The organism is Rhodococcus sp. IEGM 1241, from assembly GCF_033142365.1.
Lineage (GTDB): Bacteria > Actinomycetota > Actinomycetes > Mycobacteriales > Mycobacteriaceae > Rhodococcus_F > Rhodococcus_F erythropolis.
In genome coordinates, this window is record NZ_JAWLSE010000032.1 from 1 (window position 1) to 12,539 (window position 12,539).

Genomic DNA, 12,539 nt, shown 5'->3' on the forward strand with positions numbered 1-12,539 from the left:
GGACACCGCCGAACACAATGTAGAGAAGCCCCCCAACCAGTGATGGTTGGGGGGCTTTCTCGTACCCAAAACACCCCTGAAACATCCCGTCGCCGGCACCCCCCGGATCGAGTGAACGGTACGTTCGTCGCCTCAGATCGACCCAACGTCCCGTTCACACCATCAAGGGGCGGGCGCACGGCCGGCACACCACCCCGTCCGGGACCGAGTGAACGACACTCTCACCCTCCTAGACGAGGGGAACGATACGTTCACACGATCCGCGAAAAGCCTGCGCTCACCACAGGTCTCGTGAGTCGAACGCCAATCGCGATACCAACCCGCCACGGAACCCGTCGAGCGTGGCTAGGCTCGGAAGAGGTGCCCCGTGTGATCGGGCCCACCTCACCTGTGCACGCGTGATGACTACGGAGGCTTCGATGACCGATATTCTCGACCGCACCAAAATCTATGTTGATGGCGCCTGGATCGAATCCACTGGCAGCGGTCGGATCGACGTTCTCAATCCGGCTACCGAAGAGCTGATAGGAACTGTCGCCGAAGGCACTGTCGAAGATGTCGACGCGGCCGCGAAGGCAGCACGAAAGGCGTTCCCTGCCTGGTCTGCACTATCCGGCGGTGAGCGCGCCGAATATCTTTCCAAGGCCGCGGCGATAATTGCCGAACGCACCGATGATCTTGCGGCGCTTGTTTCGCAGGATATGGGAATGCCGATCGGATTCGCGAAGCCCGTGCAAATCGGAATGCCGCTCGCGAATTTGAATGCATTTGCGGAATTGGCTCGCACTTATGATTTCGACGCTCACGAGGTCGGGAATTCGCTGATTGTTCGCGAACCTGCGGGTGTTGTCGGCGCCATCACTCCCTGGAACTTCCCGCTCCACCAAGTTGTCTTGAAGGTCGGCGGTGCGCTCGCCGCGGGCTGCACCGTGGTTCTCAAGCCGACCGAGGTTGCGCCACTCATCACGTACGCTCTCGCTGACATCTTCGACGAAATTGGTTTGCCTGCAGGTGTATTCAACCTGGTGAGTGGCTACGGCCCGGTAGTGGGTGAAGCCATCGCCGGCCACCCTGAGGTCGACATGGTCTCCTTCACCGGATCGACTCGGGCAGGCAAGCGAGTGGCCATCGTTGCCGCGGACACCATCAAGAAGGTCTCGCTCGAGCTGGGCGGCAAGTCGGCGAACGTCATTCTCGACGACGCCGATCTCGAAAAGGCTGTCACGGATGGCGTCGCAAAGTGCTTCATCAATTCGGGCCAGACCTGTTCGGCGCTGACGCGTATGTTGGTTCCCGCAGAGAAGGTGGATGAGGCAGCGGCAATTGCTGCTGCGGTCGCCGCTCATTTCCCGGTAGGTGATCCGACTCAGCCGACTTCGGTGCTTGGTCCTCTGGTGAACGCGAATCAGCTGGGACGCGTTCGCGGATACATCGAGAAGGGTGTGTCGGAAGGTGCCACCGCGGTTGTCGACGGTCGCGAAACCGGTCTGGCCAGTGGATATTTCGTCGGGCCGACGGTGTTCGCGAACGTGACCGAAGACATGACCATTGCGCGCGAGGAGATCTTCGGACCGGTCCTCTCGATCATGGGTTACAAAGACGAGGCCGACGCAGTGCGGATCGCCAACGGCACCGAGTACGGACTGGCCGGTGGCGTTTGGTCAGGTGACCCCGATCGCGCGGATCGCGTCGCCCGGCAACTGCGGGCCGGGCAGGTCGAGGTGAACGGCGGCGCCTTCAACACGAATGCTCCGTTCGGTGGGTACAAGCAGTCGGGCGTCGGGCGCGAGGCCGGCACGTTCGGGCTCGAAGAGTTCCTCGAGATCAAGGCGATTCAGCGATAGTTTGTTCGAGAATGGCGATGCTCCCGTACCAAGTGCGGGAGCATCGCCATTTTTGTACCCGGATCAGGACTTGGCGGCATCCAAATGCTGAGCCGAGATGTTCGCCAGATGTGTCAGGTCCGAGGCCACGGTCGCGAACGTGTAGCCCTCCCCGAGCCGTTGTGCCGCAACCTGACCGGAAGGTGTGTGGATTCCCGCAGCGACTCCGCTGACGGCGGCAGCTTCGCGCACCCGGGTGAGCGCTGCTTCGAATTCCTCGGCGACGTCCGGATCGTTGGAGTGCTTACCGCCGACGGCGATTCGTAGGTCGGACGGCCCGACGTACACGCCGTCCAAACCGGGGACTGCGCAGATCTCTTCGACGTTCGCCAGACCCTGTGGGGTCTCGATCATCGCAAATGCAACGGTGTCGCGGTTCGCGTCGGCGGGAACTGGGCCGATACGGAGTTGTGAGCGCATGGGTCCGTAGGAGCGGATGCCGAAAGGCGGATACTTGGCGGCTGCCACGGCGGCCGCTGCCTCTTCGGCGTTGTTGATCAGCGGAACGATGACGCCCACAGCGCCCGCGTCGAGTGCACGGCCGATGGGCGTCGGATTGTTTGCCTCGACGCGCACCATCCCGACAGTGGACGGTGACGAGTCGATGGCGGTGAGCCCGGCGACCATCCCCGAATAGCCGATCAGGCCGTGCTGCATGTCGAGGGCAATGTAGTCCCAGCCGACGTGCGCAATCCATTCGGTCGAGACCGGACTGTCGATGACGGACCAATATCCGAGAATGCGTTCGCGTCCTCGGATACGTGCGGCGAATTCCTGTGCTGACATAGTGAAGAACTCTTCCTGATGAAGGTCGGGTGTTTCAGCGGTTGTAGTTGGGCATGGGGCCTCGTAGGGCGGCACCGACGAGATCACACTCTTCGACGGTCGAGGCGCCGAGTGGACCTCGCCCGATGGCCGCGATATTGGATTCGAGGTGCGTTACCTTGGATCCTCCGAGGAGCAGCGATCCGGCGACGGGCTTGCTGACCAGCCAGCGCAACGCAAGCTCGGTCAGGGAGATGCCCGACTGCTCTGCGATCGCCGTCAGTTGTGCAATGGCGTCGAAGATCTGTGTGTTCCAGTATCGCTCCTTGTACATCGACGCAAGACGGGAGTCGCCGAATCGGCCGTCGGCGGGGTTTTCCTCGAAGGTGTGGCGCCCGGTGAGCAGGCCCCCACCGAGTGGGTTGTAGACCATGGTGGTCAGTCCGGTCACGTCCGCGAATTCTGCGTATTCTTCTTCGATGCGACGCGCGAGCAAGTTGTAGAGCTGTTGTGCGACGATCGGTCGCGGAGCACCGACTGTGTCTGCGGTGTAGTTGATTTCACTGATTTGCCACGCGGCAAAGTTGGATACGCCGAGTGTGCGGATCTTGCCCTCACCGACAAGTTCCGCGACGGTGGTAAGAGTTTCGGTCAGCGTGACGGTTCGGTCCGGCTGATGGAGATAGAACAGGTCGACGTAGTCCGAGTCGAGTCTGCGCAGACTTCCTTCGATGCTTGCTCGGAGTCCCTTTGCCGAGAGTGGGCTGTTGTCACCGGCATCTGGGTGTGGCATTCCTGCTTTGGTGGCCAGAGTGACGGAATCGCGTCGGCCGTGGAGCAGTTTTGCCAGCATGCGCTCGGACTCGCCGCCCGCATAGCCGTTCGCCGTGTCGATGTGTGAGATACCGGCGTCCAGTGCTGCGTCGAGCATCGATCCGGCACCCGATATGTCGACCGTATCTCCGAAGGTCATAGTGCCGAGCACCAGTTTCGGAAGCTCGAGTGGGGCGGTCATCAGGCAACTCCTCGTGATTCGGTCTGCTTGGCTAGCAAGTTCTTGGACAGGGCTGCCACCACGTGGCGTGGTTTGATGCCGACCATGGTGGTGGGATCGAGAGCAGCGCCTCGTAGTGCGCGGGTGTACGGCTCGCGCGGACTGGCGAGAACTGTGTCTGTGGAACCGGATTCGACGATGGTTCCTTTCGACATCACGACTACGGTCTCGCTGATTTCTCGGACGACGCCCAAGTTGTGTGAGATGAAAACGTACGTCAGACCGGTATCGGCCTGAATTTCACGTAGGAGCGCGAGTACCTGCGCCTGCACCGAAACGTCGAGAGCGCTGGTTGCTTCGTCGCAGACCAGGATCTCGGGTCCGCTGGCAAGTGCACGGGCAATTCCGATGCGCTGACGTTGGCCACCGGAGAACTCCGCCGGACGCCGGTGTAGTGCCGAGCTGGGCAGGCCAACGCGATCGACGAGTTCTGCTGCTGCCTTGGCGCGTTCAGACTTGCTCCGAACACCTTTGAGGCGCAGTGGTTCTCCGATGATGTCCTCGGCAGTCAGATGGGGGTCCAGCGATCCGTACGGATCTTGGAACACCATTTGAACGCGAGAGCGGAAGGGGCGCAGTGACTTCTCCGACATCTGCGCGATGTCATTGCCGTCGACGAGAATGCGTCCACTGGTCGGTGTGAGGAGTCGGACGATCGATCGAGCGATTGTCGACTTGCCACATCCGGATTCGCCGACGATGGCCAGGGTCTTGCCCTTTTCCACCGAGAAGCTCACAGCATCCACGGCTCGGAAAACTCCGTCGGGAACCGGATACTCGACAACGAGATCTTCGACGGCGAGAAGTGGCGTTTCGTGGGGGTTCATGCCGAGGCTCCGATCTGTGTTGAACGGGCGGGGTCGCCATCCCAAGGCCCCAGGTGCGGTATGGCGTCGAGAAGCTTTTGTGTGTAGGCGCTTTGCGGTGAGTCGACGAGAACGTCGGCGTTACCGGTCTCGACAAAACGTCCGTCCTTCATCACGTAGATGCGATCGGATACGAGTCGGGCGACTCCGAGGTCGTGGGTGATGACGAGCATTCCGATCCCGGTGCGCTCCTGCAATTCGAGCAATAGATCCAGAATCCCGGCCTGAACGGTGACGTCCAATGCGCTGGTGGGTTCGTCGGCCACGATCAGTTCGGGGCCGGCAGCAAGAGCTCCGGCGATGAGGACCCGCTGCAGCATTCCACCCGACAGTTGATGCGGGTACTTGTCGAGTTGCTGATCCGGATACGGAATGCGTACCTGCTCGAGCAGTTGCACTGCCCGCTCGATTTGTTGCTTCTTCGCGGTCACACCGCTGTGGCGCACTGCTTCTCGAAGTTGGCTGCCGATGGTGTGGACGGGACTCAGAGCCGTCATCGGGTCCTGGGGGATGAGGGCGATGTGTTTTCCACGAATATCGTTCAAGATCTTCGTGTTTCCGAGAATGTCCTGGCCTTTGAACACGGCTTTCCCGGAAAGAACGGCAAGATCGTCCGGAAGCAGCCCGAGGATTCCCATGGCCGTGGTCGACTTTCCGGAGCCGGATTCACCGATGATGGTGACGGTTTCACCGGCGTCGATGCAGAAGGACACCCCGTCGACGGCTCGGATGACGCCATTCGCCGTGACAAGTTCGATCTGGAGGTCGTCGACCCGTAGTAGATTGCCCATGTCTCACGCCTTTGCTTTCTGGGCGTTGCCACGCCCGAACAGGCTTGCGCCCAGTCGTTTCGAACCTGCAGGACGATCGCGCAGGCCGTCGCCGAGTAGGTTCACTCCGACGACCAGCAGCACGATCATCAGACCTGTCAACGTGACGATCCACCATGACGTGGTGATGTAGTCCTGGCCGTCGGCGATGATTCGTCCCCACGTTGCGAACGGACGTTGCGGTCCGGCGCCGAGGTAACTCAACGAACTTTCCAGCAGTACGGCCTGCGCGAGCAGCAGCAGGACGACGAGCGAGGCCTGCTTGACGATGTTCGGAATGACGTGACGAAGCAGAATTGCCATGCGAGTAAGTCCGAGGACTCGAGCTGCAGCTACGTAAGGCTTTTCGCGTTCGACGAGTACCAATGAGCGAGTCAACCGTGCGACCTCGGGCCACTGCGCGATCGCGATGACAAACGTGATGACGGGAATGGACGGACCGAACAGCGCAACGACGAGAAGCAGCATCATCAGCAGAGGCAGAGAAAGCTGTGCTTCGAGTAGGCGGGAGATCACGGTGTCGACCCAGCCACCGAAGTACCCCGCGGCGGATCCGGCGACTATGCCGATGACCCCGGAGACGATCACGGCGAGAATACCGATCGTCAGAGACACCTGGCCGCCGTGCAGGATCCGTGAGAGGAGATCTCGTCCCAACTGATCGGTGCCGAACAGATGGCCGTCGGTGAGGGGCGGTAGCCGTCGACTGCTCAGGTTGGTCTGGTTCGGATCTGCAAGGGGGAGTAGTCCCGCCAATGCAACAGGAAGAATCACCAGGAGCGCGCAGATCGAGCCGGCCCAGATCTTGACTCGGCTGTCTCGCTTACGGCGCGTGGCTCCGGCGCGTGCGAAGTCTGCCTCGGTGACCGCGCTGGCGCGTGGAGTTGTTGGAGGTTCCAAGACGGTAGTCATCAGTTGGCGCCCTTTCCGAGTCGCACGCGTGGATCCAGGAGGGGGTAGAGGAGGTCCACTGCCAGTTGCACGAGCACGGCGAGAACCGCAGTGACAAGCACGGTGGCCTGGATGAGCGGGTAGTCGCGAGTCTCGAGTGCGCGGACCACCAGCGAGCCGACACCAGGCCAGGCGAACACGACTTCGACCACCACGACGCCGTTCAGCATTCCGGCAAATCTGGTGCCCAGCGCGGTGACGATCGGAATCGCAGAATTACGCATCGCATATCGCCAGGTGAGTTCGCGTTCGGATACTCCGCGAGAACGTGCGACCGTGATGTACGGAGAAGCGAAGGCCGAGACCATTTCGCGTCGAACCATCCGGGAGATCAACGCGATCTGAAGGATGGCGATGGTGACGGTAGGCAGGATCAACGACGGCCATGTGGTGAAACCGGCTGCCGGGAGTACTGGGATCAAGACCGCGAAGATCGTCACCAGCATCAGGCCGCTCCAGAACTCCGGCATGGACTGCCCGCCGACGGCCACGACGTTCGCACCGAGTTCACGTCGGGTGTCCGCGTGACGGGCCATCCACACGCCCAGCGGAATCGAGAGCACGGCGGTCAGCAGAATGGAGCTGACGGCCAGGGTGATGGTGTACGGGAGACGGCCGAGGACAACGTCCATGGCCGGCGCCTGGAACGAGTACGAGGTGCCGAGATTCAGATGGACGAGGTCCCACAGGTAGATCAGGTATTGAGAGAACACCGACTTGTCCAAGCCCATGTCAGCACGGATTTGTGCTAGATCCTCCGTGCTGGCCAGCGGTCCGGCCAAGGCGTAGGCAGGATCGCCGGGAGCCATTCGGATGAGGACGAACACTGTTGTGAGCGTGAGGAAGATCGTCAAGGCGCTCTGTGCCAAGCGTTTGAGCACGTATTTGACGGTCGGGTTGATCCTTGTGCGCCGACGCGGAGAGATTCCGAGAGCGGTTTGCGGTTTCGGAGCGGTGAGAGTCATCGCCTCAGGCCTCCAATCGGACGGCGCCGAGGTCGTAGGAGTTGATCGGGGTCAGTGAAACATTTTGTACACGAGTGCGTTTCGCAAGGAGTGCGTTGGGTACGAAGCTCCACAGGCAAGGCCAGGTGTTCCAGATGTCTTGTTGTGCGGCGTCGAGTAGAGCGGCGCGCTTGGTCGGGTCTGGTTCACTGGATGCGGCTTGGATCTTCGCGGTGATTTCGGGGAAGACGTACCCGTGATAGGTGTCGCGAGTTGCTTCCTTCTCCGCTGTGCCGGCGTACATCCCCTGCAACGTGGTCAGTGCAAGTCCGGTCTGGTTGCCGTAGCCGTTGCCCAGCACATCCCAGTCGCCGGTCTTGCCCTGGCGCCAGGACGAGATGTCACCGCCCGGTTCGAACTGCTGGAGTTTGACGCGTACTCCCACGGCCTTCATCATTTCGAGTACCGATTCCATCACCGAGACGTCGTTGGTGAACTCTCCGGTTTCCCAGATGAAGGTGAGTTCGAGGTCGTCGGCGCCTTCGGCCTCGAGCATCTGCCGCGCTTTCCGTGGATCATATTGGTAAGTACCGGTTTTCACGGCTCCGTCCAAGGTCGACGGTGCGGGGCCGGTGGCCGGGACTGCGGATCCGATCAGCACGTCCCGAGCGAGTGACTCACCGTCGATGGCATACGTGAGAGCTTCTCGGACACGCGGATTGGACAGTGGGTGATCGGCGGGCTTGCGGAAGTTGAAGAACAGTTGGTTGATGCGTGTGCTCGGCACTGTGTCCACCTGGACACCAGGCAGGTCGGCGAGTTGTTCGGCGGAATCGGGACTGATCGAGTCGATGACGTCGACCTCGCCGCTCCGAAGTGCGACGACGCGGCCGGCCTCTTCGGGAATGAAGCGGACCTGAACACGACGAACGCCAGGGGCCGGGCCCCAGTAGTTGTCATTGGCGACAAGTGTGTAATCGCCGGTGCCCCGGTTCGATTCGCTGACGACGAACGGTCCAGACCCGATTCCGCTCTGCAGTTCGTTGGGTTCGTTGGCAGCGGCCGGGGTGATCAAGATGTTGGACATGAGCGAGTCCAGAACCGGCACCGGGGAATTCGTCCGAAGGATGAAGGTGCGATCGTCGATGGGCACGACCGTCGGCCACTCGGGGAACTGCGGTGCGACAAACGATCCGCTGACCTGCTGGTACATCTGCATTGCCGTCGTGACGTCGTCGATCAGCACAGGTGTGCCGTCGGAGTAACGGATGCCCTCGCGGAGTCGAACCGTCCACTCGGTCGGGCCGGTCGATTCGAACCTGTCAGCGAGAACGAGTTGCGGTGTCAGATTGTCGCCGATCCGGGTGAGACCTTGTCTGACGCCACGTTGAGCCGTGACTGCTGCGTCGAATTGATTGAGTTTGTTGTCGAGGCTGACGAGCGAACGGTTGAGCCCGAGCACCAGGGTGTCCTGGGTCGGCTTCCCGGTAGGGCCGGCGCACGCGGCAGTCGTGCCCAGAAGCGTTGCGCCACCGATCAGCCCGGTGAACTGCAGAAAGGATCGCCGGGAGAGCTGTGGTGTTCGCAAACGAGTATTGGTCATCGGTGACCTTTCGATCCTGACGGGGCAGCGTGGGGGCGACGCTCCGAGCGGACTGTTGGTGAACAATCGCGTCGGGCTCTCGCTTGTAACTCAGCTCACAATGGCACTGTTGCGCACTTCGCGCAAGTCCCGTAACTTCGATTGCGTACTTCGCGCATCGGTTGCGATGCTGTGCATACTCGATTCAGACCGAAAGGGGGTCGAGGAATTCGATGAAACCACTGGTAATCATCGCTGATGATCTTTCCGGAGCCGCGGAGTCGGCCGCAGGATTTCTGCTCCGCAGTTCGGGCATATCGCTTCGACTCGGCCCAGGTGCGCCCGACGGATCAGGAGTGACGGTTTTCGATCTGCACTCACGGCGATCCGACCCCGCCAGAGCCTCTCGTGACGTGAGATCAGTTCTGCAATCGTCTGACGGCTCCGAGATCGTCAAGAAGATCGATTCCCTGCTCAGGGGCAACATAGCGGCGGAGGTTGGAGAACTCTCCCGCGACGGATCCCCGGTCATCGTCGCCGCCGGACTGCCCAGGCAAGGGCGCACGGTGCAAGGCGGGGTGGTGTTGGTCGATGGGGTTGCGTTGCACGCCACCGACCTGTGGCGCGCGGAGTCGAAGCCGGCTCCTCGGTCGATTGCGGAGGCGCTCGGCTCGTCGGCAATTACTTCTGGCGTATCGCTGGACGACATTCGCTCCGGGCGGTTGAGTCAGGTTCTTGCGTCGATCTCAGAAGCCGGGTCGGTGGCGATCTGCGACGTCGAGACCGACAGTGATCTGGAACTGATTGTGGCTGCAGCACAGGAGGTTCGGGGTTCTCGATTGGTAGGAACCTCGGCGCTCGCGACGGCAGTGGCACGACGACGAACCGTGCAGTCACCCGTCGTGCGTCCATCTCTTCGTGATTCTCGATCTACTTTGGTGGTTGTGGGGACGGCGGATGCGTCTGCCGGGGACCAAGTGGAATTGCTTCGGGATTCAGGTGCGCACCATATCGAAGTGAACAGTGCTGAACTCCTGGCGCATTCGGTCGATCCGCTTCCGATTCTGAACGCACTGGATCGCGGAAACGTCGTGGTTTCGGTAAGTGGACCTGTCGTGCCTGCAGAATCCGTCCATCTCGTTTCGGCTCTCGCCGATCTGATCGCTGCCGTCGATGCAGGATTCTCCCACGGCGAGTACCCGATCGACTTGGTTCTTACCGGTGGCGAAACCGCGCGCAGCGTTCTCGACCGCCTGCGGATCGACACTTTGTCACCGATTTACGAAATTGAACACGGCGCCGTACTTTCCGTCGACCACACCGGACGGTACATCGTCACGCGGCCAGGCAGTTTCGGGAATGCACACAGTCTTTTCTCTATAACGAAGTTTCTCGCGCGCCCCATCCCGGTCGACGCTCCGGACAGTCCACCTTCAGACAACGAGGTCAATCCCATGTCAATCGAATCCACTCCACTGCCGCTGATTGCTGTCACGATGGGCGACGGCGCCGGCGTCGGACCGGAAGTGATCGTCCCCGCACTCCTCGACGCCGAAACGAGAAAGCGTTGCCGCCCTGTTGTTGTCGGCGACGCGAAGCGTTTGCGATTGGCTGCCACGGTGCTCGGAATCGACGTCGACGTGGTCGCGATCGAGGAGATCAAGGATGCTGAATTCAACGATGGACGGATCAACGTCATCGACCTGGACTTGCTACCCGAGGATCTCGCCTGGGGTGAACTGTCGGCAGTCGCGGGGGATGCGGCCTATCAATATATCCGCGTCGCAAGCGAACTCGCCGTACGCGGTGAAGTCCAGTCGATCTGCACGGCGCCGCTGAACAAGGAAGCGCTGCATGCGGCAGGACACATCTATCCCGGACACACGGAATTGCTTGCGCACCTGACCGGTACCGAGGAGGTGTCGATGATGTTGTCGACCCCCAAGCTCAAGGTGATTCACGTGACCACTCACATCGGACTGCTCGATGCAGTTGCCAGGATCGAGCCCGGCCTGGTCGAGAGGACCATTCGTCGAGGTCACGAAGCTTTGGTGCGCACGGGCAATCCATCTCCGAAAATCGGCGTGTGCGGGATCAACCCGCATGCGGGGGAGAACGGGCTTTTCGGGTACGGAGAGGAAGAGCAGAAGATCATTCCCGCCGTTGAACTCTTGAAGGCAGAAGGAATCGACGTCCACGGCCCACTGCCGGCGGACACGGCATTCTTCCTCGCTGGACGTGGGGACTACGACTTGATCGTTGCGATGTACCACGATCAGGGGCACGGCCCGGTCAAGGTTCTCGGGATCGAGGCCGGCGTCAACATCACCGTCGGGTTACCTGTCATCCGTACCTCCGTCGATCACGGAACCGCTTTCGATATTGCAGGTAAGGGCATCGCCGAGGCCGGTAGTATGGTCGAAGCGCTGCGGCAGGCGGCCGAATTGGCAACCAGCACATTCGTTTCCAAGTAAGCATCAGGGTTTGTAGGGGGGAGCGATGGTCATCCGGGAGTCGGAGGCGAGGCGATCGGAGATTGCGAGGCTCGCTCGCACCAGCGGTCTGGCCAGTGTCGAGGATCTGTCTGCCCAATTCGGGGTGACTGCATCTACGATCCGTCGCGACCTGAGTCAGTTGACTGCCCAGGGAGTAATTGCTCGAACGTACGGCGGGGCGATTGCTCTCAACCCTCATCCGGAATCCTCCTTGCGTCAACGCGCAATGGAGGGATTCGACGCCAAACGGGGCATCGCCGAATGGGCTGCTGAGCAGGTCCGGCCCGGAGAAACCGTGCTCCTTGATGCAGGTACCACCGTCGGAGCAATGGGAGAGTTCTTACGTCACGTGACGAATTTGACGGTGATCGCTGCAGGGCTGACGGCGCTCGAGGCGTTAGCCGACGCTGATGGTGTTCGAGTCGAATGTCTCGGCGGGACGCTGAGGCAGCTCAGTCAAGGATTCGTCGGGCCACTGGCGGAAGCGTCGCTGCAGCGGGTGTCGTTTGACAAGGCATTCCTCGGTGCCGATGCAGTTACCGCTGACCTGGGTATTTGTGAAGCTGAGCTCGATCAGACCCGGCTCAAGGAAATGATGATCGAACGTGCCGGCGAGGTCTACATCCTCGCCCACTCCGCCAAGCTTGGTGAACGTCCTTTCCATGCGTGGGCGCCGATACCGCCGGGGGCCGTGCTGGTTACCGATGCTGCAGTAGACGCAAAGCAAGTCGCGTTGTTCGAGGATGCAGGTATCCGAGTCCAAGTGGTGTGAGTTCCCGCTGCGTGCCGATCCGGCCACGGTGTCCGGCGTCACATGATGTCCGAATTGGTGAAAATCGACTGAAACGGGCAATCTTGCTGGGGAAATGGATACCTCCGAGTCTCTGACCTGTGGATTTGGCAAAGACTTCGGCGGACGCGTAACTTATTCCAAGTCAGAGCGACACGGACACCGACTCCCGCCTTCACGGCGAGTGACACGAGGTTGTACGAAGTGCCTGACCAAATTTCGAAGTAGTTTCCATCATGTATGGTTGTGCTTCACCTCCAGTTCTTCCCCGAATGTTCAGCGGTTTGCGCCGATGATCATGATGGGATAGGCTGGAAAAGTTGCCCCGGAGCGGCGGCCATAGGGTCGTGGTGATGGTGTGTGCGTGTTCTTTGAGAAC

At 60.9% G+C, this 12,539-nt stretch carries 10 protein-coding genes; 3 read left to right on the plus strand and 7 right to left on the minus strand.

Annotated elements, in window-relative coordinates; all coding sequences use genetic code 11:
• The first annotated feature begins 419 nt into the window (after positions 1 to 419).
• Entirely contained in the window at positions 420 to 1,844 is a 1,425-nt protein-coding gene (locus tag R4P70_RS32135; protein WP_007732506.1) for an aldehyde dehydrogenase family protein, read from the plus strand.
• Between the two features lie 63 nt (positions 1,845 to 1,907).
• Here R4P70_RS32135 and R4P70_RS32140 read toward each other — a convergent pair whose 3' ends face one another.
• Genes R4P70_RS32140 through R4P70_RS32170 form a run of 7 tightly spaced genes read right to left on the minus strand, consistent with a single transcriptional unit; the run spans position 1,908 to position 8,896 of the window.
• On the minus strand, positions 1,908 to 2,669 hold the full coding sequence (locus tag R4P70_RS32140) for an HpcH/HpaI aldolase family protein (RefSeq protein WP_317833742.1): 762 nt from the start codon (positions 2,667 to 2,669) through the stop codon (positions 1,908 to 1,910).
• A 34-nt stretch (positions 2,670 to 2,703) separates the two neighbouring features.
• Positions 2,704 to 3,663 carry an aldo/keto reductase gene (locus tag R4P70_RS32145; protein WP_080911158.1) on the minus strand — a complete coding sequence of 320 codons (960 nt, stop codon included), beginning with the start codon at positions 3,661 to 3,663 and terminating at the stop codon, positions 2,704 to 2,706.
• A complete protein-coding gene (locus R4P70_RS32150) occupies positions 3,663 to 4,529 on the minus strand; it encodes an ATP-binding cassette domain-containing protein (protein ID WP_069147440.1) in 867 nt (288 codons plus the stop codon). Before R4P70_RS32150 ends, R4P70_RS32145 begins: the two co-directional genes overlap by 1 nt.
• The gene (locus tag R4P70_RS32155) at positions 4,526 to 5,359 is read right to left on the minus strand and encodes an ABC transporter ATP-binding protein (protein ID WP_053062092.1); all 834 of its coding nucleotides are present in this window, start codon (positions 5,357 to 5,359) and stop codon (positions 4,526 to 4,528) included. Before R4P70_RS32155 ends, R4P70_RS32150 begins: the two co-directional genes overlap by 4 nt.
• Before the next feature lie 3 nt (positions 5,360 to 5,362).
• Positions 5,363 to 6,310, minus strand: coding sequence for an ABC transporter permease (locus R4P70_RS32160; protein WP_019746660.1), 948 nt, complete (start codon positions 6,308 to 6,310; stop codon positions 5,363 to 5,365).
• Positions 6,310 to 7,314: an ABC transporter permease gene (locus R4P70_RS32165; RefSeq protein WP_007732496.1), complete on the minus strand. Its 1,005-nt coding sequence runs from the start codon at positions 7,312 to 7,314 to the stop codon at positions 6,310 to 6,312. Before R4P70_RS32165 ends, R4P70_RS32160 begins: the two co-directional genes overlap by 1 nt.
• A 4-nt stretch (positions 7,315 to 7,318) precedes the next feature.
• Positions 7,319 to 8,896, minus strand: coding sequence for an ABC transporter substrate-binding protein (locus tag R4P70_RS32170; RefSeq protein ID WP_007732494.1), 1,578 nt, complete (start codon positions 8,894 to 8,896; stop codon positions 7,319 to 7,321).
• Positions 8,897 to 9,108: 212 nt separating this feature from the next.
• Here R4P70_RS32170 and pdxA point away from each other — a divergent pair, with 212 nt between their 5' ends.
• Positions 9,109 to 11,349, plus strand: coding sequence for a 4-hydroxythreonine-4-phosphate dehydrogenase PdxA (gene pdxA / locus R4P70_RS32175; RefSeq protein WP_031332311.1), 2,241 nt, complete (start codon positions 9,109 to 9,111; stop codon positions 11,347 to 11,349).
• A gap of 25 nt (positions 11,350 to 11,374) precedes the next feature.
• Positions 11,375 to 12,142, plus strand: coding sequence for a DeoR/GlpR family DNA-binding transcription regulator (locus tag R4P70_RS32180; protein ID WP_047890222.1), 768 nt, complete (start codon positions 11,375 to 11,377; stop codon positions 12,140 to 12,142).
• Positions 12,143 to 12,539: the final 397 nt, after the last annotated feature.

Bases quoted from the DNA above. Each gene is read 5' to 3' on its own strand.
- R4P70_RS32135 (WP_007732506.1), top strand. From the start codon at position 420: ATGACCGATATTCTCGACCGCACCAAAATCTATGTTGATGGCGCCTGG.
- R4P70_RS32140 (WP_317833742.1), bottom strand. From the start codon at position 2,669: ATGTCAGCACAGGAATTCGCCGCACGTATCCGAGGACGCGAACGCATT.
- R4P70_RS32145 (WP_080911158.1), bottom strand. From the start codon at position 3,663: ATGACCGCCCCACTCGAGCTTCCGAAACTGGTGCTCGGCACTATGACC.
- R4P70_RS32150 (WP_069147440.1), bottom strand. From the start codon at position 4,529: ATGAACCCCCACGAAACGCCACTTCTCGCCGTCGAAGATCTCGTTGTC.
- R4P70_RS32155 (WP_053062092.1), bottom strand. From the start codon at position 5,359: ATGGGCAATCTACTACGGGTCGACGACCTCCAGATCGAACTTGTCACG.
- R4P70_RS32160 (WP_019746660.1), bottom strand. From the start codon at position 6,310: ATGACTACCGTCTTGGAACCTCCAACAACTCCACGCGCCAGCGCGGTC.
- R4P70_RS32165 (WP_007732496.1), bottom strand. From the start codon at position 7,314: ATGACTCTCACCGCTCCGAAACCGCAAACCGCTCTCGGAATCTCTCCG.
- R4P70_RS32170 (WP_007732494.1), bottom strand. From the start codon at position 8,896: ATGACCAATACTCGTTTGCGAACACCACAGCTCTCCCGGCGATCCTTT.
- pdxA (WP_031332311.1), top strand. From the start codon at position 9,109: ATGAAACCACTGGTAATCATCGCTGATGATCTTTCCGGAGCCGCGGAG.
- R4P70_RS32180 (WP_047890222.1), top strand. From the start codon at position 11,375: ATGGTCATCCGGGAGTCGGAGGCGAGGCGATCGGAGATTGCGAGGCTC.